We start from the raw sequence: 23,778 nt of genomic DNA, 5'->3' as shown, positions 1-23,778 counted from the left end.
CATGGCAGAAGCGTGGACCGGGCGGCCCGGCGCGGTCAAGGAAGTTCGCCGCGAATACGGTGGCAAGGAATACCCGGAACTTGATGCCAACGCGCGCGTATGGACAAGGAGAAGCCGCCCGTGAATAAGTGTGTCGTGCGGCGAAAAGACAGCGGGACACGGCGTCCCGGCACCGGTCCGCCGCCGCCCCGGTAATCCCCGGCGCGATGCCGGAAAGCGAGCGCGGGAGGAGGTGACACGCATGCGCAAGGTGGTCTGCACCCGGGTGGTCTGTACCCGGGTCGTCTGTACGGCGCGGAGCCACGCGCGCGGCGCCGTCCGCCACTGACGCCGAGCCCCTGCCGAGCGTTCACGCGCCGCGCCCGTCGTCACCGCTTCCCCGCGCCGACGGGCGCGGCGCGGGCCACCACCCGCGCGTCCACCGCCCATTCGTCTCCCGGAGGGACCATGCCCGCCGACTCCCCGCTCACCTTCGGCCAGTTGTCGACCTGGCGCTCGATCGAGACCTTCGCCGCCGACCGGCTGATGGAGGTGAACGTCCCCGCGCTGTGGGATGTCGCGGGACTCGCCGCTCCGGCGATCTACCGCGCCCTGCACGAGCTGGCGCGGCGCCACGAGGCCCTCCGTACGACCTTCCACACCGATGCCGACGGCCGCCCGTTCCAGCGCGTGCACACCGAAGTCCCGTTCAGGATCGACCGGTTGGCGCTCCCGTCGGCCGGTCCGGAGGACGGCGCCCGGGTGCTGCGCGAGCTGTACGCGCAGCCGTTCCCGGTGACCGGCGACCCCGGCTGGCACGGTGTCCTGGTGTCCTCGGGAGGCAGTCCGCGCTATCTGGCCGTGTCGATGTCGCACCTGGTGGTGGACGTCTGGGCGATCCGTGAACTGGAGGCGCAGCTAAGGGAGTCGGCCGCCGATCCGGCCGCCGCCGACCGCCGCGGTCCGGGTCCCGCGCCGCGCGAGCTGGCCGCGCTCCAGCACGGCGAGGCATGGGCCGGCCACCGGCGCGGCGCGGAGAAGTACTGGAAGAAGATCCTGGACTCCGGTCCGCTGGCCAACTTCCCCTCGCCGGAACCCCGTTCGCGGGAGCGCCGGGTGCAGGCCACCCTGCGCTCGCACCGGCTGGCCGCACTGGTCGCCGAGGCGGCGGCGGTCAACGGCGTCTCGCCGCAGAGCGTGCTGACCGCGCTGACCGGGGCCGCGCTGGCCGGGGTGCTGGACCGGCGCCGGACCATGCTGAGCCTGATGTGCGCCAACCGCTTCGACCCGGTGTGGCAGCCGGTCATCAGCACCATGAACCAACTCGTCCCGCTGGTCTGCGCGACCGACCCCGACGCCCCGCTGACCGCTTTCCTCAAGCGCACCCATCTGCACTCGCTGCTGGCCTATCGGCACGGGAGCTACGACGTCGACACCGCGACCCGGCTGGCCGCCGAGGCCCCCGGCCCCGACGGTTCGCTCTTCGTCCACGACTGCTGGTTCAACTACGTGACGGAACCGGCGGCCACCGGGGGCGAACCCGCAACGGGTCTTCCGGCGGCGGCGGGCGAGACGCCCGACGCGTCCCTCACCTGGGCGCCCCCGGCGCGCAACGCCGGTCACCCCTTCTACGTCCGGGTCAACGGCGACGGCGCGCACTGGGTGGAGCTGACCATACGCGCCGATCCCGATCTGCTGCCCGAGGAGGACGTCACCGCGGTGCTGCGGACCGTCGTCCTGGGGGCGCTGCGGGCGGCCACCGCACCGGAGCGCACCCTCGGGGCGCTGCTGGACGACGCCCGCACGGCGCCGCTGGGGGCCGACCTCTTCCCCCGCGAACGGGAGGTGGTGCCCGGGTAGTTCAGGTGCGGCGGCAGGCCACCCGTACCGGAGGTGTCAGGCGCCCCGGTAGCTCAGGCAGGAGTGGGTGGAGACCACGATCGGCAGCTGCACGTCGGCATCGGAGTCGGTCACCCGGAACTCGACGATGGCCCGTGGATGCATCGGCATTGAGCCGAGCATCGCGTAGTACCCGTCCAGGTCGCAGATCACCTGGTAGACGCCGGGCTGGACATGGCGGTCGGCGAGCATCGCCAGCCGGCCGTCCTGGCCGGTCCGGCCACGCACCAGCTCCCGCCAGTCGTCCTCGGCGTGCTGGCGGAGCAGGACGTCGACATCCGCTGCCGGTACGCCGAACGAACTGTCCACGATGTGCACACAAAGGCTCACGGTTTCCCGCCTCAGGTTTCGGCGCTTCCATCAGTGCCGCGCCTCGGTGCCCACGACGGTGCGGGACGCCCCTATCGTTCCGCCATCGTCCCGCCGGTCCCTGACGATAGCGAAACGAGGGTGCCGTGAGGCCGTGGTGAGGGCGGACGCCGCGGGAGACGGCCGGACCGGGGGTCCGGCCGTCCGATGAGAGCGCCGTGATAGCGGCGGTGATAGCCGGGCGAGGACGGACCGAAAGCGGCCCGCCGAACCATGAAGTCATCGAGCCACCGGGACACCGCACCGGGGGCCACAGACTGGGAGATGACCTCATGAACGTTCGCGCCTTCCGCCGCAGCATCGCCGCCGCCGCCCTTCTCGTCGCCGTCACGGGCGGTGTCACCGTCGCGGTCACCTCCTCGAGCGACTCGCCCACCCACACCCACACCGCGGTCGTCCGGGTCGACGGCGGCACCAACCCCACCCCGGACCCCTCCGCGACCCCCGGCAACACCATCTGGGACTGACCGCCCGCACGACAGCCGTGGCGGAAGCCCGAATCGCGCCCCTTCCGCCGAGCGACACCCGCGACACCGCACCACTCAAGACCTCGCACGACCCGCAGGACCTCGCACGACCCGCAGGACCTCGCACCACCCGCAGGACCCCGCACCACCGAGCGGACCCGAGCGCACCCGCGGCGGGCCGGCTGCTCAGCCGGAGATCTCCGCACCCGCCGGAAGCTCCTTCGCACCGGCGTCCCCGCCGTCGTCGAGCGTACGCAGCAGGCTGTGGACCTCCTCGACCAGCGCCACACCGCCCTTGTCGGTCTTCAACCCCGACAGCATCCCGGCAGCCGCCAGCCAGTCAGCCCTGGCCCCGCGCGGTTCACCGGCCGCCGCGTGCACGCGGCCCCGCAGCACCACCGCCCGGGCCTTGTCGAGCGTGGCACCGATCGCCTCGAAACCGGTCAGCGCACGCTCCACGTACTCGGGTGCCGCGTCCAGGTCCGAGATGAGCGCCACCTCGGCCAGTGCCAGGGCGATACGGCTCTCCACCATGCGGGCCCCGGCCCGTACCGCGAGTTCCAGGGCTTCGACCAGCATCACCCGTGCGACGCCGGGCTCACCGCGGCGCAGATCCACGATCGCCAGTCCCAGCAGCGCGTAGCACTCGCCGACCTGGTCGCCGGTCGCCCGCACCCCGTCCAGCACGCGGGTGTAGGCGACATAGGCCTCGTCGAGCCGCCCCGCGCGCAGATGCAGTGCGCCCAGCCGGTTCTGCACCTGGGCGGTGACCCGCCGGTTGCCGACCTCGTCGCAGATCGTCTCGGCGCGCTCCAGCAGCCGCAGCGCGGTGGCCGGGTCCCCGCAGTCCACGTGCACTTGAGCCATGTTGTGCAGCACGTGGGCTTCGGCGATCCGGTCACCGGTCACCTGGAAGACGCCCAGCGCCTCCTCCCAGCGCTCCTGCGCCGAGGCGATGTCACCGGTCAGCCGGTCCAGGTACGCCATGTTGCGCAGCACCAGCGCCGCGCCGTGCTCGTCGTCGAGGTCCAGGTAGAGCGCGTGCGCGCGCTCGAACTGGCGCATCGCGGGCCCGGTGCTCTGCTCGAACATGTGCAGCGAGCCCAGCGAGTACCGCATCGCCGCCTCGCCGTGCCGGTCGCCCGCCCGGCAGGCGGCCTTGAGCGCGATCTCGTGCGTCTCACGCCAGTTGCCGAAGTAGGAGTACGCCTCGAAGAGGGTCACCGAACTGAGCGCCAGGTCCCAGCAGTGCTCGACCAGACCGGCCGCCGACGCCTGCCGTACGGCCGCGACGATCGACGTACGCTCCTGCTCGTACCAGGCGAGCGGGTCGGACAGCAGCCGCTCGACCAGCCGGTCGGGCAGCCGCCAGCGGCTCGCCGAGCTGCGCCGCTCCAGGAAGCCGCCCGCGTACTCGCGGCGGTGCGCCTCGCCGGTCAGCGAGAGCATCGCGCCGAGCCAGCGCTCCAGCGCGCCCAGCCGCTCCTCGGAACTCTCCTCCGCGAGCCGCTCCTGCGCGAACGGCCGCATGATGTCGTGGAAGCGGTAGCGCACATGGCCGCCGGGGCCCGGGGTCGCGTCGATGAGATACGCCTCCGCCAGCACTTCGAGTGCCTCCTGCGCGCGGAAGACGTCGACCTGGAGCAGCGGGGAGCCCACCCAGGCGGCGAAGTTGGGCACGTCCAGCAGCGCCAGGCGGCGGAACAGCAGCCGGGCGTCGTCCGGGAGGCTGTCGTAGGTCAGCGAGATGCTGGCGCGTACCTGCATCTCGCCGTGGTTCAGCTCGTCGAGCCTGCGGGACTCGTCCAGCAGCCGGTCGACCAGGTCGGCGACGCTCCAGTGCGGGCGGGCCGCCAGCCGGGCGGCGCAGATCCGCAGCGCCAGCGGCAGCCGTCCGCACAGCTGCGACAGCTCCGCCACGCTGTCGGCCTCGGAGACCACCCGCGCCTCGCCGACGAAACGCGCCAGCAGTTGGGCGGCGCCGCTCTCGCTGAGCGCGCCGATCTCCACCCGGCCCGCCGTCGGCAGACCGGTGAGCCGCTGGCGGCTGGTGACGATCACCGAGCAGTCGGCGGTGCCGGGCAGCAGCCAGGTCACCTGACGCTCCGTCATGGCGTCGTCTAGCACGATGAGTACGCGTCTGCCGCTGACCAGGTCCCGGAAGAGTTCGGCCCGTTCCTCCAGCGTCTTGGGCAGGTTGGGGCCGACGACGCCGAGCGCGCGCAGGAAGCGCTCCAGGATGTCGGACGGGTTGGCCGGGCGGTCGCCGACCCGCAGATGGGCGAACAGGCGGCCGTCGGGGAAGTCGGGGGCGAGCAGATGGGCGACGTGCACGGCCAGCGTGGTCTTGCCCGCACCGCCCTGGCCGACGATCACACAGACCCGTACGGCCTGGTCGGCGGGGTTGCGGTCGTCGCCGCCGACCTGCCGCACGATGGTGTCGACGGTCTCGGTGCGGCTGGTGAAGTCGGGGATGTCCGCGGGCAGCAGGCTGGGCGCCCGCCGCTTGGGCTCCTCCGCGGGGGCCTGCGGACCCGGCTGCGGCTGTGTCTGCGTCTGCGTCTGGGCTCCGGCGGAAGGCCGCGCCTGGCCCGGGAGTTGCGTCCGGCCGGGCTCGGGCACGGCCGGCGCCGCGGCGTCCGGGTCGTCGAGCGCGCCGCGGGGCGCCGGGAGCCAGGCGGGTTCCGGCTCCGCGGAACCGGAACCCGAAGCGGAGCCGGGACCGGACCCCGGATCACCCCGGCCCTGGTCGGCGGCGTCCTGACCGGCGCCGTGGTCGTGCGTGTACGCGGACGTGGTCTCCTCGGCACTGGTGCCGGGCAGGAAAAACGTTCCGCCCAGCATCGCTTTGTGCAGACCGCGCAGTTCGTTGCCCGGCTCGATGCCCAGCTCGTCCTGCAATACCTTACGCACCTTGCGATAGGCGTCCAGCGCCTCCGCCTGCCGGCCGGCGGTATACAGCGCGATCATCAGCAGCGCTCTGAAGTGCTCGTGCAGCGGGTACTCCGCCACCAGAGACGTTAACTCCCCGATCAGCCGGTGCTGTTCACCGGCGATCAGTCCGGAGTTCAGGCTCTCGCCGAGCACGGCGAGCCGTCGTTCGTTGAGTCTGCCCACGCCCTGCTGCACCAGCGCGCTGTCCACGTCGGCCAGCGCCGGCCCGCGCCACAGGTCGAGGGCCTCGCGCAGCACGCGCGCCGAGCCCGCCGGGTCGCCGGCCGCCAGCGCGGCCCGCCCCTTGAGGACCTCCTCCTCGAAACGGTGCAGGTCCAGCGTGCCGGGAATGACCCGCAACAGGTAGCCCGGCCTGCGGGTTTCGATCAGATCCTCGCCGCCCGCCGCGAGGATACGGCGCCGCAGGTTGGAGATGCAGATCTGGATCTGGCCGCGCGAGGTCGCCGGCGGGTCGTCGCCCCACACGGCGTCGATGAGCCGTTCCACCGGGATCACATGCCCGGCCTCCAGGAGCAGCATCGCCAGCATGGTCCGCTCCCGCGCACCGCCGAGCTGCACCGGGCGCCCGTCCGCGAAGACTTCGAGGTGCCCGAGTATGCAGAACTCCAACGAATTCCCCCCGACTACTATCGGTAACGAAGCCGATGAGTTCGGCGCCCCGACGAACAAGGCTCCGGTGTGCGCGGCGATCTATATTACCGGTTCCTCCGGCATTTCAATTGAATGGATTCTTTTTCATCGGGAACCATAAATCAACCCTCTGGAACCCGGTGCTGGTGATTTCCAGTGGAGTCCATGGGGCGGATGTGATTGTTGTTCCGTAAACCAACCAGTGCGGCCCCGCGCCGGGTCCGCATCGGCACCGCCCCGCCCCGAGCGCGCCGGCGCGCTCGGAGGCCACCCGGAACCGGATCCACACCCCTTCGCGCCCTCACGCACAGCGACTCCGCGGTTGCGATTCTGGCATATTCGCACGAGGGGGTGGGCCGGAATTCCGGCCCACCCCCTCGCGGGTCAACTCACCGTCAGCTCAAGGTCAGCTCACGGACAGCGGGAACGGTCCGGCCAGCGGGGTGAAGCCGTCGTTCGCCAGGTAGTAGACGTCGTAATTGCCCGCGCCACTGAGCTTGCTGGTGGAGAAGGTCAGGGCGCCGCTGGCGTTCGGCGCGTAGGCCCAGGTCAGTGAGGCCTTCTGGCCGGGGACGACGCCCTTGGGGTAAAGGCCGATCCAGTTCTTGGCGCTCACCTGCGCGGCGGACGGGACGGCGTACCGGAAGGTGACGTTGCCGCCGTTGGACACCGCGTCGAGGTCGCCGGTGAGGGTCGGGGTGGTGGCCGTCGACGGGGTGAACGCGGCGTTCAGCGGGGTCGCGTAGGTGTCGTTGCCCGTCAGGCCCGGCAGGCCGAGGGCCGCCTCGACGGTGCGGCCGATGCCGTAGTGGTCGTAGTGCAGCGGGCTGCTGGTCCCGGCCGGGACGGTGCCCTGCGAGCCGACGACCACGGTGGCCAGGTGGTTGTACGCCTCGCCCTGGCTCTCGTCCCACGTGAGCAGGAGCAGCGAGCGCTGCTGGGTCCAGGCGGGGGAGGCCAGCACCGGGGCGAGGGTCTGCTGCAGCCAGCCGTCCTGCGTCTTCAGGCTGGTGGCGCTGCCGTTGCCGGACGCCTCGCCGTCGTAGTAGTCGTCCGCCGCGATCCAGGAGAAGTTGGGGGTCGTCGCGGCCGACCGCAGGTCGGTGGTGAGCTGCGTGGTGTCGAACAGGTGCGCCGCGCAGCGGGACGCGTTGCCGCTGATGTCCGTGTAGTTGATGAACGGCGCGTCGTCGGGCTCGTAGTAACTGTCGTTGTTGTTGCTGGTGTTGCAGGGCGTCCCCATGCCCTGCTCGTACGCCTTCCAGCTCTTGCCCGCCGCCTCGATCGTGTCGCCCAGGTTGCGCTGGGGCGAGTTGATGTTGGGGAAGTACGTGGCGCCCTTGGTGTACGTGTCGCCGCCCGCGATGGCGAGGTAGTTCTCGTCGCTCGGGTGGTAGACGCCGTGCGCGTCGGTCAGGGTCGCGCCCTGGCTCATCAGGCTGTGCATGTACGGGGTGTCCGCCGGGTCGTTCATGACCTCGGAGTAGTCGGTGTTCTCCATCATCACCACGAACACGTGGTCGTAGCCCGGCACGTGCGACGGCGGCGGGGTGACCGGCGCCGGAGCGGTGACCGGGGTGGAGAGGGTGAGCGACAGGTTGTCCAGGTAGCCGGTCTCGTTCGAGGTCGACAGGAACTGCACCTCGACCTGGATCGACCGGGTCCCGGCCGGTACCGCGCCGGTGGCGGTGCGGGAGAGGAACTTGGTGGCCAGCCCCCGGTCGCTCGCGGAGACCGTCGGCAGCTTCGCGGCCGCGCCGAGCGGGTGGCCGCCCGCGTCCCTGAAGTGCAGGCTGACCGCGGCGTATCCGCCGTAGACCGTCCAACCGCCCAGCCAGCCCGCGAGGTTGTACGTCACCCCGCCGCCGTCGACCGCCGCGGCGGCCGACGAGACGTCCACGGTCTGCGACATGGAGCCGTCGCCGAAGTTGCCAGGACCGAAGAACGCCTTGCCCGGGGTCTTCCCGTCGCTCGGCAGCCCGAAGGAGCCCGCGGTGTGGCACATCACGTCCACACCCCCGGCCTGGGTGGTCCAGCCGGGGACCGTGGTGGCCGCGCCCCAGTCGTTGGTGCAGTAGCCGCCGGTCTCCGCGTCGCCGTTGACGATCAGGTTCCCGCTGCTGCCCGCCGCCTGAGCGGTGGCGGGTGCGGCGGCGACCAGTGCGCCCAGCAGGGCGATCAGGCCGCCGAATGATCTCCAGCGCAGTCGCATGCGTGTACCTCGTCCCGTTGGTGAGTGTGTGTGCCGTGAGCGGTGGTGAGGGGTGGTGGTGCCGGTTGCTCGCGCGTCGTTCGTCATGAACGGGTCATAGGTATCGGCCGTTGCTGTCGAAGGGAAGAACCCGGGCCAAACTTGGCTAGACAAGTTTTGCCGGTGATGTAAAAGAGGTGTCGGGGCGCGCTCCGGTGAGAGGGGCGCCGGACGCCTACCAAGCGGGGGCGGGCGAGCCGATGACGACCACCCGGGCCCAGTCGGGCGGCGCGTCCGGTACGTAGTCGGGGCCGTCCTCGTCGTACGAGGAGCGCTGCCGGGGGAAGAGGCCGACGACCGTGCGGCACGGGGGGCGGGTGTCGGGCCACGGCGTCTGGCCGTCGGTGAGGACCACGATCACGTCGGGGCGGTGCTGGGCGCGCAGCGCCCGGGCGAACCCGGCGCGCAGATTGGTCCCCCCGCCGCCCACCAGCCCGATGCCCTCGGCGCGGCACAGCGTGTGCACGGCCTGGGCCGCCGCGTCGCACGACAGGACGGTGACCAGGTCGCGGCGGCCGCCCACCGCGCGGCCGATCGCGGCGACCTCCAGCAGCGCGCTGCCGAGTTCGTCGTCGCTGACCGAGCCCGAGGTGTCGACGATCACGCAGACCCGCGGCGGTCTGCGGCGCAGACTCGGCAGCACCACACCGGGCATCCCGGCCGAGCGGCGCGAGGGGCGGCCGTAGGTGTAGTCCTCGCCCACCCCGGGGGCGGAGGTGGCCGAGCGCACGGCCGCGCCCAGCAACTGCCGCCACGGCTGCGGCGGATGGAACGCCTCCCGCGCCCAGCGCCGCCAGCCGCGCGGCGCGCTCCCGGGTGCGCCGGTGATGCCTCGCGCCACCCGGAACCGCACCGCGTCCTGCTCCTGCGCGCTGAGCCCGTGCGCGCCGTCCGGCCCCAGGTCCCAGCCCCGTTCCCACCCGTCGACGCCGCTGCCGCAGTCCAGCCAGGCCAGCCGGTCGGTGTGCGCCCCGAGCCGGAACAGCCGCAGATAGTCCTCCATCAGCTCGCCCTCGGGAAGATCGAGCAGCCGCGGGTCCACCGCGCCCTCGGGGCGGGCCAGCCCGTCCCCGTACACGTCGTCGTTGATCTCGCAGTCCGCCGCGATGTTGATCCGCAGCCGCTCGCCCGGCCCGGTCAACTCGCGCTCCCGGGCGACCCGTTCGCCGCGCCCGTGATGGTCGCGCAGCAGGTGCGACACCTCGTGCACCCACACCCCGGCCAGCTCCTCCACCGGCGTCAGCCGTACGAACCCCGGCGACACGTAGCACCGCCAGTGCCGGTCGACAGCCATCGTCGGCACCCGCCGCGACGCCACCACATGCAGCGCGAACAACGCCGTGGCCAGATACGGACGCACGCGGGCGGCGTGCAGGCGGGCGGCGAAGAGCTTGCCGAAGTCGAGGTCGGCGGCGGGGTCCGCGTCCGGCCCGACGCCTGGCCCGGGACCCGGGCCGGGTCCGGCGCCCGGGCCGCGGGTAGTGGCGGATTCCTGGTCGGGGGTTGGGTCCGGCGCAGGGACGGCGTCGGCGTTCGCATTGTCGGCGGGGCCGACGGCGGTTTCGGTGTCCGGGTCGCGAGCGGGATCGACGGCCGGTTTGGAGGTCGCGGCGGTGGTCGCCGAACCGGGGACAGCAGCGGGTTCTGGCGCAGGGACGGCGTCGGCGTTCGCATTGTCGGCGGAGCCGACGGCGGTATCGGCGTCCGCGACGACGGCCGGTTTGGAGGTCGCGGCGCTGTCCGCCGGGTGCGGCGTCATCGGCGGCCCTGGGCGGCGGTCGGGATGCGGGTCGCGGTGCGGGCGGCTGCGCGGTCCGCGCGTTGGGAGAGGGAGACCGCTCCGGCCAGCCGCTCGATCGACGGTGGCACGGCCCAGTCCTCGCGGCGCAGGGTCGCGAGGGTGGTCGCGGGGACGACCACCAGGTCGGGCGCCCCGGTCTCCACCGCGCGGGCCAGCAGCGCCCAGGCCGCGTCCCAGCGGGCCCGCTCGGGCCGCTTGCGGACCGCGGCCACCACACCGTCGAGTACGGCCTGCCGCAGATCGCCGCGCTCGGGCAGTACCGCGCCGGCGGGGTCGGCCAGCAACTCCTCCGGGTCCGGCAGGTCCATCCGGTCGATGCTGGCCAGCAGTTCAAGGCCGGGGCCGTCCCCCACCGCGCCCCTGACCAGCAGGGCGAGCGTCTCCCGCGAGGAGCCCGCCGCGGTCGCGAAGGCGATCAGCCGCAGGGTCATCTCCCAGCTCCGGGGCGACGGCCAGGCGCCGCCCCTGCGGCTTTCGGTGCTGGGCAGTTGGTGCACCAGCGCGGGCCGGGCGGACAGCAGCCCGCACACCGCGCGGCGGGCGAAGACCACCGCGTCCGCCAGGCCCTCGGCGTCGAGCCGCGGCAGCGTCGCCCGCGGCCAGGTCCCGCCGAGGCCGCGGACCACGACGTCCTGGTCGTGGGTCCACTGGAGATGGACGAACCGGTTGGCCAGCGGCGGGCTCAGCTCCCAGCCGTCGGCCGCCGACGACCGCGGGTTCGCCGCCGCCACGATGCGTACCCCGGGCGGCAGTTGGAGAGCGCCGATGCGGCGTTCCAGTACGAGGCGGAGCAGCGCGGCCTGCACCGCCGGGGCCGCGGTGGACAGTTCGTCCAGGAAGAGCAGCCCGCGGCCGGTCGTGGCCAGCCGAACCGCCCAGTCCGGCGGGGCCATCGGGACGCCCTGCGCGGCGGGATCGTCACCGACGACGGGCAGCCCCGCGAAGTCGGACGGCTCGTGCACGCTGGCGATCACCGTGGTCAGCGGCAGGTCCAGCGCCGCCGCGAGCTGGGTCAGCGCCGCGGTCTTGCCGATCCCCGGCTCGCCCCACAGCAGCACGGGCAGGTCGGCGGCGACCGCCAGGGTGAGGGCTTCGAGCTGGGTGTCGGCGCGTGGCTCGGTGTCGGTCCGCCGCAGCAGATCGAGGAGTTGACCGGCGAGGTCGAGTTGGGTGGGTACGGTCATATGTGATCACCTTTGGTTTCGTGAAGGGCCCGCATGGGGCCAGGGGTGGAACGTGCGGGGGTACGCCGCGCGGGCATGGCGGCGCGGCAGAGCGCGGACGTCAGCGGGTGTTCAGCGGGCGGACGCGGTACTGGTTCGGGTACGGGAGCGGCGGTGGCCGGCCGCCAGCGGACGCATGCGGCGGCGTCGTGGCACCGCGGGCGCGGTGCCGCCGCCGAACCACGGCCCGCGCGGCGGCTCGGCCAGCCCCGCCCTGAACAGCCCGTAGTCGACGCGCCGCAGCGCGACCGCCTCCAACTCGTCCCGCAGATCACCGTTGCGCAGCAGCGCGTCGGGCCCCAACAGGCCCTCCACGACGGCCAACGCGCCCCGGATGTCGCCGTGGTCCAGCCGGGCCCGTACATCGGGGAGGCACTCCGGATGCCGGTGGGCGCTGTCGATCGCCCGCAGGCACGGGAGGGGAGTGCCGGTCAGCGCGGCCAGCAACTCCTCCCTGCGGATCTCGTCCGGGTCGTGGTCCAGCGCCGCCAACACCCCGTCGACCAGGCCGATCCGGTGCTCGGCTCCCCGGCACTCCACGCGCCGCGGCGCTCCCGCCTCCCCGGGCACCCGCCGCGCACCGGACACCGTACGACCGGGCACCAACGCATCCGCGACCAGCGGGTGCAGCCGGTCGGCCTCGATCAACCCGGCCTGGAGCAGGTCGAGATCGGGCAGCACCCAGGTCGCCGCGTCGGGCAGTACGGGCAGCGCCGCCGTCACGGCGCCGTCGTCGGCGACCCGCACCAGGCGCGTCCCGGCCCGGTCCGCATCCGCGTCCGCAACCAGCGCCAGCACCAGCCGGCGCCCCGCCCCGAGCCGTACGGTGAAGGCCCCCGTACCGGCGGCCCGTCCCTCGGCCCCGAGCAGGATGCCCCCCTCGGCCGCCCACCGGTCGGCGGCGCAGCGCAGTCCGGGCGGCGCCAGGCCGAGCGGGTCGGCCCCCGCCCCGGCCCGGGTCCGCAGCTCACCGGCCCGGCGCGCGTCCCACAGATGGCGGTGCAGGTCCAGCCGGAACCGCCGGTCGGGACGCGGATGGGGGTGGTCCCGGGTGCCGCCCGGGGAGCGGGCGGAGCCGTCCCACAGGGCGAGGCTGACCCGCTGCCCGGCGTCCGCCCACGCGGGCGGCGTCCGCACCACCAGGTGCAGCGCGCCCTCGCCCGCCGGGGTGTCGTACCGCGCGAGCGTGAAGGTCAGGCCCGGACGCAGCAGTCCGTCAGGGGCGATCCTGGGCATGTGCCAGCGCAGCAGGTCAGGCGCCAGATGGCGGAGGTCGGCCCGTAGCAGTGCGGCCAGTTCCTGGCCATGGGTACGCGCCACGGAGCGCGGATGGAGATCGACGTCGACACCGGCGGCGGCGCACGCCCCCGCCCAGTCGCCCACAGCCCGGCGGGCGGTCGCGGTCTCGATCATGGAGGGCGGCACGGCGAACTCGCGCACGCGCAGCCAACGGGAAAGCCGGGAATCCCCCGACGCGTCATGGGAGCGCATCAGCACTCACCTTGCGCGGTCGGGACCCCCAATCTGCACACAGAATGAATGGTCATCCCGCCCAGCATATCCGCTGCGCTGGCCGCGCATACGGAGGACGGTGCGCCCCGTAGGGGCGCGGGGAAGGTGCGCTCGCGCTGCGTCGCCGGTGACACCGGAGTGCCCCGTAGGGGCGCGGGGAACTGCGCGGCCCGCCCCCACCGGGCCGGTGGCCCGAAAACAACGCGTCTGCCCCATTGGGGCCGGTGGTGACCTGCAGCCACGCGACGGCTGGTCGCGCAGTTCCCCGCGCCCCTTCGGGGCACTACGGTGCCTGGTCCACCGCAAGCGCAGCGCGCTTCCCCGCGCCCCTACGGGGCACCTCCGGTGCCTGGGCCTCCGCAAGCGCAGCGCGCTTCCCCGCGCCCCTTCGGGGCACCTCCAGTGCCTGGTCCTCCGCCAGGGCAGCGCGCATGCGGTGGCCTACGGCGGACAGGCAGAGTAGACATAGTCGTATGGCCCGGTTTTGGGGCCGGTCCTGGGCGTTGCCGTACGCGCGTCGCGACGAGCGGGCCTCACGGAGCCGACCCGGACAGCTGCGTCGCGCAGCCGGTGAGGAGCGGCGCGCGCGCTCGGGGCAGGGACGGGCGGCGCCGAAGCGACGCGGCTGGTGGACGCTGGGCGTGCGGAGCCTTGCCGGGCAGGTGTTCCTGCTCCAGGTCGGGATCATCCTGATGCTGGTCGCCTTCGCGGTGACCGAACTGGTGACGCAGGCGGAGCACGACACGACGGAGGACGCGCGGCACCGGTCGCTGGCCGTGGCGCAGACCTTCGCCAACTCGCCGGGCATCGTCGCCGCGCTGCACGCGCCCCATCCCACCGCGCTCCTGCAGCCACGGGCCGAGGCCGCCCGGATCGCCTCCGGGGTGGACTTCATCGTGGTCACCGACACCCACGGCATCCGCTACACGCACCCCAAGCCGAACCGTATCGGCAAGAAGTTCGTCGGCGACATCAGCCAGCCGCTGGCCGGGCACCCCATCACCGAGACCGTGAACGGCACGATCGGCCGCCTGGTGCAGGCCGTGGTGCCGGTCTACGGGGCCGACGGCAAGGTGATCGGCCTGTGCTCGGCCGGGATCACCATCAGCAAGGTCCACGGGGTCGCCGACCAGCAGCTCCCGTATCTGCTCGGCGGCGCGCTCGGCGCCCTGGCGCTGTCCACGGCGGGCACCGCGCTGGTCACCCGGCGGTTGCGCCGCCAGACGCACGGGCTGGGCGCACCCGAGATGACCCGGATGTACGAGCACCACGACGCGGTGCTGCACGCCGTACGCGAAGGGGTGCTGATCCTGGACGACGACGGGCGGGTACGGCTGGCCAACGACGAGGCGCGGCGGCTGCTCGGGCTGCCCGCGGACGTGGAGGGGCAGCGCATCGCCGACCTCGGCTTCCCCGCCCCGGTGGCCGAGGTACTGGGCTCGGGGGCGGCGGTCACCGACGAGGTGGTCAGCGTGGCGGACCGGCTACTGGCGGTGAACATCCGCTCCACCGACCGCAACGGCGGACCGCCGGGCAGCGTGGCCACCCTGCGGGACTCCACCGAACTGCGGGCGCTGTCCGGCCGGGCCGACGAGGCGCGCGGACGGCTCAGGCTGCTGCACGAGGCCACCGTACGGATCGGCACCACGCTCGACGTCACCCGTACGGCCGAGGAACTGGCCGAGGCGGGCCTCACCCGTTTCGCCGACATCGTCACCGTCGACCTCGCCGAGGGTGTCCTGCTGGGCGAGGAGCCCGCCGTCAGCACGGGCACCGAGATGCTGCGGGTCGCGGTCCGCCCCGACGACGGAAGGGCGCCGCTGATCACCCTCGGCAGCAGGATCATCTTCGGCCCCGCCACCGCCCAGGCGTGGAGCCTGGGCACCGGGCACTCCAGGCTGGAGGCCAGTCTGGAGGCCGACGCCGCCTGGCGGGCCGAGGACCCCGACCACTCCCGCGAGATCCTCGACTACGGCATCCACTCGCTGATTACCGTCCCGCTCCGGGCCCGCGGTGTGATGCTCGGCGTCGCCAACTTCTGGCGCTCCGGCGGCTCCGCCCCCTTCGAGGACGACGACCGCTCGCTGGCCGAGGAGATCGGCGCGCACGCGGCGCTGTGCCTCGACAACGCCCGCCGCTACACCCGCGAGCACACCATGGCGGTGTCGCTGCAGCACAGCCTGCTGCCGCGCGGCATCCCCGACCAGAGCGCCCTCGATGTCGCCTACCGCTACCTCCCGGCGCAGGCGGGCGTGGGCGGCGACTGGTTCGACGTGATCCCGCTGTCCGGCGCGCGCGTGGCGCTGGTGGTGGGCGACGTGGTGGGGCACGGTCTGCACGCCGCCGCGACCATGGGGCGGCTGCGTACCGCCGTGCACAACTTCTCGTCGCTCGACCTGCCCCCCGACGAACTCCTCGGCCACCTCGACGAGGTCGTCAGCCGGATCGACCAGGAGTCCACCTCCGCCGAGGGCGACGACGCGATCACCGGCGCCACCTGCCTGTACGCCACGTACGACCCGGTCTCGCGGATCTGCGCGCTGGCCAGGGCCGGGCACCCGCCGCCCGCGATCGTCCGCCCCGACGGCTCCGTCGAGTACCCCGACCTGCCCGCGGGACCGCCGCTCGGCCTGGCCGACATGCCGTTCGAGACGGTGGAGCTGCACCTCGACGAGGGCAGCCAGCTCGTCCTCTACACCGACGGCCTCATCGAGGACCGCTCCCGCGACATCGACGTCGGCTTCGAGAGCCTGCGGGCGGTGCTGGCCGAGCGGATCAGGACCCCCGAGGAGACCTGCTCGGCCGTCCTGGAGGCCCTGCTGCCCGGCAACCAGCGCGACGACATCGCCCTGCTGGTCGCCCGCACCCGGGTGCTCCAGCCGGAGCAGATCACCGACTGGGAGGTGCCCTCCGACCCGGCGGCCGTCGCCGAACTGCGTGCCGCCGTCGCCGAACAGCTCCGCGAATGGGGCCTGGACGACGAGATCGCCTTCACCACCGAGCTCATCCTCAGCGAGCTGATCACCAACGCCATCCGGCACGCCAGCGGCCCGATCGGCGTACGGCTGCTGTACGACCGCAAGCTGATCTGCGAGGTCTCCGACACCAGCAACACCGCGCCCCACCTGCGCTACGCGGAGATCACCGACGAGGGCGGCCGCGGCCTCTTCCTCGTCTCGCAGTTCTCCGAACGCTGGGGTACGCGCTACACGGCGACGGGCAAGATCATCTGGTCCGAGCAGACCCTCCGCTAGCGACTCCGCCCCGGCTCTCGGGGGGGGCGCCGGGGGTCCGGGGCGCCCCCAGAAACGCCTGGACCGCCCACAATCCGCCGGACAGGCCCTAGCATCGGGCGATGGCGTCCCTACGTGCCGCACTGCCCACCCTCGTACGCCTCGGCGTGTGCCTGCTGACCTGCGCGGTCGTCGCGGGCTGCGGCGGCTCGGGCGGCTCCGGCGACGACGCGTCGCGGCAGGCGAACTCCCCGTCCACCTCTGCCGGTACGAGGCCGACCGGCGCGACGGGCCCCGCCACCAGCGCGGCGGCGTCACCCAGCGGCACCCCGAAGCCGAAGCCGAAGCCGCACCCCTCGCACACGTCCGCGGCACCGGGCGGCGTGGCGCGGTTCGGAAACCCCGGAGGCCACGCGGCGGTTCCGGCCGCCGCGCGGGCCGTGGACACCTCCCACCCGACCCGTACGGTCGGCAACGGCACCGCCGCGAGCTGCACTTCGGCCGCGGTGGTGGCCGCGGTCGCCAAGGGCGGCGTCATCACCTTCTCCTGCGGGCCCAGCCCCGTCGTGATCACCATGACGGCGACCGCCAAGGTCCGTAACGCCGCCAGCACCCGCGTGGTCCTGGACGGCGGCGGCAAGGTCACCCTCAGCGGCGGAGGCAGACACCGCATCCTCTACATGAACACCTGCGACCAGGCCCAGGGCTGGACCACCTCGCACTGCCAGAACCAGAGCACGCCCCAACTCACCGTGCAGAACCTCACCTTCGCCGACGGCAACTCCACCGGCGACACCACGGAGGGCGGGGGCGGCGGCGCCGTCCTCGTCCGCGGCGGCCGCTTCAAGGCCGTCAACACCCGCTTCGTCCGCAACCGCTGCGACCGTACGGGCCCCGACCTCGGCGGCGCCGCGATCCGCGTCCTCGACCAGTACGAGGGCCTGCCCGTCTACATCACCGGCAGCACCTTCGGCGGCGCCCCCGGCCAGGGCGGCTCCTGCTCCAACGGCGGCGCCCTCAGCAGCATCGGCGTCTCCTGGGTGATCCTCAACAGCGTCCTGTCCTACAACACCGCCATCGGCACCGGCGCCAACCCCGCCCGCTCCGGCACCCCCGGCGGCGGCAGCGGCGGCGCCCTCTACACCGACGGCAACCGCTACACCGTCCACATCGAGGGCTCCCTGCTCACCCACAACGACGCCCACGAAGGCGGCGGTGCCCTCTTCTACGTCAGCAACAACCACACGGGCACCCTCGACATCCACACCTCAACCCTGCGCTCCAACCCCAGCCACGGCTTCTCCACCCCCGGCTACCCCGGCATCTTCTTCCTGGGCGCGGGCCACCCCAATGTGGCCGGGGCAAGCCTGAGTTGACGCCTGCGGCGTCGGATGCGGTGGGCCGGTGGCTCAGCGCGCGTCCTGCGGGGCGATCTCGGCGATCAGGTCCTCGACGAGTGTCCGGATCTCGTCGCGGATGGGTCGTACGGCCTCGACGCCCTGCCCGGCGGGGTCGTCCAGCTTCCAGTCGAGGTAGCGCTTGCCGGGGAAGACGGGGCAGGTGTCGCCGCAGCCCATGGTGATGCACACGTCGGACTCGCGGACGGCGTCGATGGTGAGGACCTTGGGGACCTCGGCCGAGATGTCGATGCCGACTTCCGCCATGGCCTCGACGGCCGCGGGGTTCACCGCGGTGCCGGGGGCGGAGCCCGCGGAGCGGACCTCGACGCGGTCTCCGGCGAGGTGGGTGAGCCAGGCGGCGGCCATCTGGGAGCGGCCGGCGTTGTGGACGCAGACGAACAGCACGGAGGGCTTGTCGGACACGGCTGGGGGCCTCTCTGTTCGGCCGGGGACTGTCCAGGGCGACGCGGGCGACGCCGCGGGCGGACACCGGACATCGGGGGGCCTGGTATCAGCGCCCGCTGATGTGAAAGTATCACTCCATGCTGATGTCAGTCGACACTGATCTCCTCCGGGTGCTCGCGGACCCGCTCCGCCTCCAGATCGTGGGGCTCCTGGCCCGCGAGACCCTGTGCACCACGCACCTGGTCGAGGAGACCGGGGCCAGACAGACGAACCTGTCCAACCACCTGAAGGTGCTGCGCGACGCGGGAGTCGTCGAGACCGAGCCGTGCGGTCGGTTCACGTACTACAAGCTGCGCCCCGAGGTGCTGGAGTCCCTGGCCGGGTCCTTCGCGGAACTGGCCGCCACAGCGCGCGCGACGGCGGACAACAACGTCAAGCGCTCCTGCCCGTAGGAACCCCGCCGACCGATCGGCCCGGCACGCACCCCGCAGCACCAGAAGCCTTTGCCCAACCGGCCCGAACGGGCCTCGTATCCCTGGAGACGCCGTGAGCGCCACCGACGCCGCCACACCCGACGCCTCGGCATCCGCCTCGGTGCCCGGCGGGCCGCAGCCCGCTCCCGGCGGGACGCCGCCGCAGGCGCCGCTGGGCGCCCGGGCCGCCGCCGAACTGGTCGGCACCGCGGGGCTCGTGGCGGTCGTGGTCGGTTCCGGCATCCAGGCCACCGAGCTGACCCATGACGTGGCACTCCAGCTCCTGGCGAACTCCACGGCCACCGTCTTCGGCCTCGGCGTCCTCATCGCCCTGCTCGGCCCGGTCTCCGGCGCCCACTTCAACCCCGTCGTCACGCTCGCCGAGTGGTGGAACGCCCGCCGCGGCGCCCCCGGCGTCACCCTCCGCGAGACCGCCGTCTACCTCCCCGCGCAGATCGCGGGGGCGATCCTCGGTGCGATCCTGGCCAACGCGATGTTCGGCAAGGCGCTCGTGACGTGGTCCACCCACCACCGCTCGTCCCGCCACCTCCTGCTCGGCGAGGTCGTCGCCACCGCGGGCCTGATCCTGCTGATCTTCGGCCTCGCCCGCACCGACCGCCTCCGCTTCGCCCCCGTCGCGATCGCCTCCTACATCGGCGCCGCCTACTGGTTCACCTCGTCGACCTCGTTCGCCAACCCGGCGGTGACCATCGGCCGCGCCTTCACCAACACCTTCGCGGGCATCGCCCCCGCCTCCCTGCCCGGCTTCATCGGCGCCCAACTCGCGGGCGGCATCGTGGGCCTGGCCCTGGTCGCGGTCATCTTCACCAGCAGGGGGCGGAAAGCGCCGCAGGACGCCTCAGCGGAGGGTGAGCAGCTGCCCCATCCCGGCCACCACTGACGGCGCGACGGTGTAGTACACCCAGTTGCCGCGCCGCTCGGAGGTGAGGAGTCCGGCTTCGCGGAGCTTCTTCAGGTGGTGGGAGACGGTCGGCTGGGAGACGCCGACGTCCTGGATGTCGCACACGCACGCCTCCCTGTCCGGCTGCGAGGCGATCTTGGAGAACAGGCGCAGCCGCACCGGGTCGGACAGTGCCTTGAACATCGCGGCCATCTTCTCCGCGTCCGCCACCGACAGCTCGCCCGCGGTGATGGGCGGGCAGCACGCCACCACGGCTGTTTCGTCCTGGAGGACCGGCAACTCGACCAACCATGATTTCGACATGCGTCAATATTGACACTCGTCGATGCGCGAGGCAAGCTTCGGGATATCGATACACATCGATATCGCCTGGAGGTTCTGATGAGCGAGCCCACCACCACCGCGACCACCGCCTCGGCCTGCTGCGGCACCGCCCCGGCAGCGACCGAGGCTCAGCCTCCTCGTGAAGCCGCCCCGGCTCCGTGTTGCGGTACGGCCCAGGCGGCGGCCGAGGCCGACGCCTGCTGCGCCCCCGCCGCCAAGCAGGAAGCCCAGGCCGTCGACGCGGGCTGTTGCTGACCTCGTACCGCCGCCCCTCACCCGTGCGTACCGCCGAAGGAAGAGACCGATGAGCACCAGCACACTGCCCGACCAGCTCCCCGTCGTCGTCATCGGCGCCGGACCTTCCGGCCTGGCAGCCGCCGCCCACCTCACCGCACGCGGCCTCGACGTGACGGTCCTGGAGACCGGCCCCCTCGCCGCCGACGCCGTACGCGGATGGGGTCACGTACGCCTCTTCTCCACCTGGGCCGAACTGACCGACCCGGCCGCCGAGAAGCTGCTCGCCCCCACCGGGTGGACCAAGCCGGACTCCGCCGCGTACCCGACCGGGGCCGACTGGGCGGAGCTGTACCTCCAGCCGCTCGCCGACGTCCTCGGCGACAAGGTCCGCTACGGCGCCACGGTCACCGGCGTCTCCCGCGTCGGCCGGGACCGGATCGTGGACGCCGACCGCGACGCGCAGCCCTTCACCGTCGACCTCGTCACCGCCGACGGCCGCGAGGAGCGCCTCCTCGCCCGAGCGGTCATCGACGCCTCCGGCACCTGGACCCTGCCCTCACCCGCGGGAGGCAACGGCCTGCCCGCGCTGGGGGAGCGAGCCGCCGCCGACCGCGTCTCGTACCGCGTCCCCGACCTCAAGGACCCTGCCGTACGGGCCCGTTACGCCGGGAAGCGCACCGCCGTCATCGGCTCCGGTGCCTCCGCCTTCACCGCCCTCGCGGGCCTGGCCGCACTCGCCAAGGAGGCCGACGGCACCCACGCGGTATGGGTCCTGCGGCGCGGCATCTCCGGCTCCACCTTCGGCGGCGGCAGCGCCGACCAGCTCCCCGCCCGCGGCGCCCTCGGCCTCGCGGCGAAGGCAGCCGTCGACGAGGGGTACGCCGACGCGGTGACCGGCTTCCGCACCGACGCCATCGAGCGCGACGGCGAGCGACTCGTCCTGGTCGGCGACGACGGCCGCCGCCTCGACCCGGTCGACGAGGTCATCGTCCTGACCGGCCTGCGCCCCGACCTCTCCTTCCTGACCGAGATGCGCCTCGGCCTGGACGAACGCCTCCAGGCCCCCCTCGCGCTGGCCCCGCTGATCGACCCCAACCAGCACTCCTGCGGCACCGTCTACCCCCACGGCCACCAGGAACTGTCCCACCCCGAACCCGGCATCTACCTCGTCGGCATGAAGTCCTACGGCCGCGCCCCCACCTTCCTCGCCATGACCGGCTACGAGCAGGTCCGTTCGGTCGCCGCCGCCATCGCCGGAGACCTGGAAGCCGCCGACCGCGTCGAACTCACCCTCCCCGAATCCGGTGTCTGCGGCGGCGCGGGCCTCTTCGACGAGCCCAACGCCCAGCAGAACGGCGGCGGTTGCTGCGCACCCGCACCCTCACCCGCGCCCACGCTCGTGCGGATCGGCGTCGGCGCCACCGCCGCAGGGGAAGCAGACCAGGCGTCGTCCGGCGGCTGCTGCGGCTGACGCACCCGATGCCCCGGGCCGACACCACCGCGGCCGCGACCAGCACAGGGGACCGGTCGCGGCCCCGCGCCGTACTCCCCGCTCTGTGCGTCACCCAGATCACCAGCTGGGGCGTGGTCTACTACGCCTTCCCCGTCCTCGCCCCGCGCATATCCGCCGACACCGGCTGGCCGCACTCCCTGGTCACCGCCGCCTTCTCCCTCGCGCTCCTGATCTCCGCCGCGATCGGCATACCCCTCGGCCGCGCCCTGGACCGCCGTGGCCCCCGCGTCCTGATGACCGCCGGATCGGCCCTGGGCGTCCTCGCCATGACCGGTGTCGCCTCGGCGCCCGACGTCGGCGTCTTCCTGGCGGCCTGGGCAGTCGCCGGAGTGGCCATGGCCGCAACCTTCTACCAGCCCGCCTTCGCCGCCCTCACCCGCTGGTACGGACCCGCCCGCGTCCGCGCGCTCACCACCGTCACTCTCGCGGGCGGCCTGGCCAGCACCGTCTTCGCACCCCTGACCGCCACTCTCGCCAACCACCTCGGCTGGCGCGGCGCCTACCTCGTACTCGCCGCGATCCTCGCCGCGGTCACCGTCCCCGCCCACGCGTTGGCCCTACGCGCTCCATGGCCGTCCGTCTCCATGGACCGCGCGCACAGCCCGACCGCGGGCCACGACACCACCGCCCGCACCCGCCCCTTCCTCCTGCTCACCGCCGCGTTCACCCTGTCCGGCTTCGCGGTCTACGCCGTCGTCATCGGCCTCGTCCCCCTGCTCACCGCACGCGGCGCGAGTACGACCACCGCCGCCTGGGCCCTCGGACTCGGCGGCCTCGGACAGACCCTCGGCCGCACCCTCTACGCCACCCTCGCCCGACGCACCGGCCCCACCACCCGCACCGTCACACTCATCGCCGCAGGCGGAACCACCACCGCCCTCCTCGCCGCCGTGCCCGGCCCCCTCCCCCTGCTCATCGCCCTCGCGATGCTCGCCGGAATGGTCCGCGGCAACATCACCCTCCTCCAGGCCACCGCCATCACCGACCGCTGGGGCGCCACCCACTACGGCCACCTCTCCGGCCTCCTCGCCGCCCCCGTCACGATCGCCGGAGCCCTCGCCCCCTTCGCTTCTACGGCCCTTGCAGGGCCCCTTGGCTATCCCAGCCTTTTCGCCCTCCTGGCCTGCGTCTCCGCCATGGGCGCGGCACTCGCCTGCGGCGCCAGCCCCTCAACGAGCGCCCCAGCGGAAGCGATCACCACGGCGCTCTGACCCACCCACCCAGCCCGCCGTTTCCATGCCCGGGGCGCTGCGCGCCCGCCTGCGTTTCCTCCCACCCGCCCACCCGTGCGGATGGTGGCTGCCTGCGGGCCTCCTCGCGGGCCTTCACCGCCGTCGGCGTCCGCCGCGCCGCGTCCCTGGGCGCACAAAAATCAGCCCGTCCGGCGTTTGAGGACGCGATGCCCTCGCCCGGGCGATCAATATCAAGCCCGTCCGGCGCTTGAGGACGAAGCCCGAGGGAGCGCCCCGCCAGAAGCATCTTTCAGCCCGTCCGGCGTTTGAGGACGAAGCCCGCGCGAACGACCACCCGCACAGGTCCCCCGAAGCCGCGCGCAGCGCTAGATGCTCTGCCAGGCCGGTTTGGCGGCGTAGGTGTCGCGGAAGTAGGGGGCGAGTTTGAGTTTGGTGGCGGCGGGTTCGTCGATGACGAGGGTGGCGTGGGGGTGGAGTTGGAGTGCGGAGGCGGGGACGAGTGCGGTCACCGGTCCCTCCACGGTCTGGGCCACTGCCTCGGCTTTGCCTTCGCCGGTGGCGAGGAGGATGAGGTGCCGGGCTTCGAGGATGGTGCCGATGCCTTGGGTGATGACGTGGTGGGGGACTTGGGTGATGTCGTCGTCGAAGAAGCGGGCGTTGTCGGCGCGGGTCTGCTGGGTGAGGGTTTTGATGCGGGTGCGGGAGGCGAGGGAGGAGCAGGGTTCGTTGAAGCCGATGTGGCCGTCGGTGCCGATGCCGAGGAGTTGGAGGTCGACGCCGCCTGCTTGGGTGAGGGCGGTGTCGTAGGCGTGGCAGGCGGCGGGGATGTCGGTGGCGGTGCCGTCGGGGCCGAGGAAGTGGGTGGTGGGGATGGCGAGGGGTTCGAGGACTTCGCGCAGGAGGACGGAGCGGTAGGACTCGGGGTGGCCGGTGGGCAGGCCGACGTATTCGTCGAGTTGGGCGATGCGGGCGTGGGTGGTGTCGACTTCGCC

18 protein-coding genes are annotated in these 23,778 nt (G+C 73.0%); 9 read left to right on the top strand and 9 right to left on the bottom strand.

Annotated features, from left to right (window positions below; translation table 11 throughout):
* Window positions 1-447 precede the first annotated feature (447 nt).
* A complete protein-coding gene (locus AB0M29_RS36175; protein WP_365390758.1) occupies window positions 448-1,839 on the top strand; it encodes a condensation domain-containing protein in 1,392 nt (463 codons plus the stop codon).
* A gap of 36 nt (window positions 1,840-1,875) precedes the next feature.
* Here AB0M29_RS36175 and AB0M29_RS36170 read toward each other — a convergent pair whose 3' ends face one another.
* Window positions 1,876-2,208 carry a hydroxyisourate hydrolase gene (locus AB0M29_RS36170; RefSeq protein ID WP_365390756.1) on the bottom strand — a complete coding sequence of 111 codons (333 nt, stop codon included), beginning with the start codon at window positions 2,206-2,208 and terminating at the stop codon, window positions 1,876-1,878.
* Between the two features lie 311 nt (window positions 2,209-2,519).
* On the opposite strand from AB0M29_RS36170, the gene AB0M29_RS36165 reads away from it, so the two are divergent.
* A complete protein-coding gene (locus AB0M29_RS36165) occupies window positions 2,520-2,714 on the top strand; it encodes a hypothetical protein (RefSeq protein WP_365390754.1) in 195 nt (64 codons plus the stop codon).
* A 186-nt stretch (window positions 2,715-2,900) separates the two neighbouring features.
* Here the strand turns inward: AB0M29_RS36165 and AB0M29_RS36160 are convergent, their stop codons facing one another.
* From AB0M29_RS36160 to AB0M29_RS36140, 5 genes are all read right to left on the bottom strand, one after another.
* On the bottom strand, window positions 2,901-6,278 hold the full coding sequence (locus AB0M29_RS36160) for a BTAD domain-containing putative transcriptional regulator (protein ID WP_365390752.1): 3,378 nt from the start codon (window positions 6,276-6,278) through the stop codon (window positions 2,901-2,903).
* Window positions 6,279-6,705: 427 nt separating this feature from the next.
* Entirely contained in the window at window positions 6,706-8,511 is a 1,806-nt protein-coding gene (locus tag AB0M29_RS36155) for an alkaline phosphatase family protein (RefSeq protein ID WP_365390750.1), read from the bottom strand.
* A gap of 214 nt (window positions 8,512-8,725) precedes the next feature.
* Complete coding sequence (locus AB0M29_RS36150) at window positions 8,726-9,925, bottom strand: VWA-like domain-containing protein (RefSeq protein ID WP_365390778.1); 1,200 nt, start codon at window positions 9,923-9,925, stop codon at window positions 8,726-8,728.
* A gap of 380 nt (window positions 9,926-10,305) precedes the next feature.
* Complete coding sequence (locus AB0M29_RS36145) at window positions 10,306-11,535, bottom strand: AAA family ATPase (protein ID WP_365390748.1); 1,230 nt, start codon at window positions 11,533-11,535, stop codon at window positions 10,306-10,308.
* A 111-nt stretch (window positions 11,536-11,646) separates the two neighbouring features.
* The gene (locus tag AB0M29_RS36140) at window positions 11,647-13,065 is read right to left on the bottom strand and encodes a hypothetical protein (protein ID WP_365390747.1); all 1,419 of its coding nucleotides are present in this window, start codon (window positions 13,063-13,065) and stop codon (window positions 11,647-11,649) included.
* 713 nt (window positions 13,066-13,778) lie between these two features.
* Between AB0M29_RS36140 and AB0M29_RS36135 the strand changes: the two genes are divergently transcribed.
* Both AB0M29_RS36135 and AB0M29_RS36130 read left to right on the top strand, forming a co-directional pair.
* Window positions 13,779-16,340, top strand: a complete 2,562-nt coding sequence (locus AB0M29_RS36135) for a SpoIIE family protein phosphatase (protein ID WP_365390776.1) — start codon at window positions 13,779-13,781, stop codon at window positions 16,338-16,340.
* 101 nt (window positions 16,341-16,441) lie between these two features.
* A complete protein-coding gene (locus AB0M29_RS36130; RefSeq protein ID WP_365390745.1) occupies window positions 16,442-17,695 on the top strand; it encodes a hypothetical protein in 1,254 nt (417 codons plus the stop codon).
* 33 nt (window positions 17,696-17,728) lie between these two features.
* Here AB0M29_RS36130 and AB0M29_RS36125 read toward each other — a convergent pair whose 3' ends face one another.
* Window positions 17,729-18,142, bottom strand: a complete 414-nt coding sequence (locus AB0M29_RS36125; RefSeq protein ID WP_365390743.1) for an arsenate reductase ArsC — start codon at window positions 18,140-18,142, stop codon at window positions 17,729-17,731.
* 119 nt (window positions 18,143-18,261) lie between these two features.
* Here AB0M29_RS36125 and AB0M29_RS36120 point away from each other — a divergent pair, with 119 nt between their 5' ends.
* Together AB0M29_RS36120 and AB0M29_RS36115 are read left to right on the top strand one after the other, a co-directional pair.
* Window positions 18,262-18,576 (top strand): metalloregulator ArsR/SmtB family transcription factor, encoded by a 315-nt coding sequence (locus AB0M29_RS36120; RefSeq protein ID WP_365390742.1) that lies wholly within the window; start codon window positions 18,262-18,264, stop codon window positions 18,574-18,576.
* Between the two features lie 94 nt (window positions 18,577-18,670).
* On the top strand, window positions 18,671-19,498 hold the full coding sequence (locus AB0M29_RS36115) for an MIP/aquaporin family protein (RefSeq protein WP_365390740.1): 828 nt from the start codon (window positions 18,671-18,673) through the stop codon (window positions 19,496-19,498).
* Here the strand turns inward: AB0M29_RS36115 and AB0M29_RS36110 are convergent.
* On the bottom strand, window positions 19,457-19,822 hold the full coding sequence (locus AB0M29_RS36110; RefSeq protein WP_365390738.1) for a metalloregulator ArsR/SmtB family transcription factor: 366 nt from the start codon (window positions 19,820-19,822) through the stop codon (window positions 19,457-19,459). The genes AB0M29_RS36115 and AB0M29_RS36110 overlap by 42 nt on opposite strands.
* 78 nt (window positions 19,823-19,900) lie before the next feature.
* Between AB0M29_RS36110 and AB0M29_RS36105 the strand changes: the two genes are divergently transcribed.
* From AB0M29_RS36105 to AB0M29_RS36095, 3 genes are read left to right on the top strand one after another with little or no spacing between them, the layout of a single operon-like run.
* Window positions 19,901-20,098, top strand: a complete 198-nt coding sequence (locus AB0M29_RS36105; protein WP_365390736.1) for a hypothetical protein — start codon at window positions 19,901-19,903, stop codon at window positions 20,096-20,098.
* A 49-nt stretch (window positions 20,099-20,147) separates the two neighbouring features.
* Entirely contained in the window at window positions 20,148-21,551 is a 1,404-nt protein-coding gene (locus AB0M29_RS36100; protein ID WP_365390734.1) for an FAD-dependent oxidoreductase, read from the top strand.
* A gap of 8 nt (window positions 21,552-21,559) precedes the next feature.
* The gene (locus tag AB0M29_RS36095; protein WP_365390732.1) at window positions 21,560-22,804 is read left to right on the top strand and encodes an MFS transporter; all 1,245 of its coding nucleotides are present in this window, start codon (window positions 21,560-21,562) and stop codon (window positions 22,802-22,804) included.
* Window positions 22,805-23,151: 347 nt separating this feature from the next.
* Here AB0M29_RS36095 and AB0M29_RS36090 read toward each other — a convergent pair.
* Window positions 23,152-23,778 (bottom strand): glucosamine-6-phosphate deaminase (locus AB0M29_RS36090; RefSeq protein WP_365390730.1); only part of this gene is annotated, 627 nt, incomplete at its 5' end.

Source organism: Streptomyces sp. NPDC051976 (assembly GCF_040680795.1).
Lineage (GTDB): Bacteria > Actinomycetota > Actinomycetes > Streptomycetales > Streptomycetaceae > Actinacidiphila.
This window is presented reverse-complemented; position numbering and strand designations above follow the sequence as displayed.

What these genes read in the sequence shown, in the direction of transcription:
- AB0M29_RS36155 (WP_365390750.1), bottom strand. Translation starts at nt 8,511, where the DNA reads ATGCGACTGCGCTGGAGATCATTCGGCGGCCTGATCGCCCTGCTGGGC.
- AB0M29_RS36100 (WP_365390734.1), top strand. Translation starts at nt 20,148, where the DNA reads ATGAGCACCAGCACACTGCCCGACCAGCTCCCCGTCGTCGTCATCGGC.
- AB0M29_RS36175 (WP_365390758.1), top strand. Translation starts at nt 448, where the DNA reads ATGCCCGCCGACTCCCCGCTCACCTTCGGCCAGTTGTCGACCTGGCGC.
- AB0M29_RS36120 (WP_365390742.1), top strand. Translation starts at nt 18,262, where the DNA reads ATGCTGATGTCAGTCGACACTGATCTCCTCCGGGTGCTCGCGGACCCG.
- AB0M29_RS36135 (WP_365390776.1), top strand. Translation starts at nt 13,779, where the DNA reads ATGCTGGTCGCCTTCGCGGTGACCGAACTGGTGACGCAGGCGGAGCAC.
- AB0M29_RS36145 (WP_365390748.1), bottom strand. Translation starts at nt 11,535, where the DNA reads ATGACCGTACCCACCCAACTCGACCTCGCCGGTCAACTCCTCGATCTG.
- AB0M29_RS36095 (WP_365390732.1), top strand. Translation starts at nt 21,560, where the DNA reads ATGCCCCGGGCCGACACCACCGCGGCCGCGACCAGCACAGGGGACCGG.
- AB0M29_RS36165 (WP_365390754.1), top strand. Translation starts at nt 2,520, where the DNA reads ATGAACGTTCGCGCCTTCCGCCGCAGCATCGCCGCCGCCGCCCTTCTC.
- AB0M29_RS36140 (WP_365390747.1), bottom strand. Translation starts at nt 13,065, where the DNA reads ATGCGCTCCCATGACGCGTCGGGGGATTCCCGGCTTTCCCGTTGGCTG.
- AB0M29_RS36110 (WP_365390738.1), bottom strand. Translation starts at nt 19,822, where the DNA reads ATGTCGAAATCATGGTTGGTCGAGTTGCCGGTCCTCCAGGACGAAACA.
- AB0M29_RS36130 (WP_365390745.1), top strand. Translation starts at nt 16,442, where the DNA reads ATGGCGTCCCTACGTGCCGCACTGCCCACCCTCGTACGCCTCGGCGTG.
- AB0M29_RS36105 (WP_365390736.1), top strand. Translation starts at nt 19,901, where the DNA reads ATGAGCGAGCCCACCACCACCGCGACCACCGCCTCGGCCTGCTGCGGC.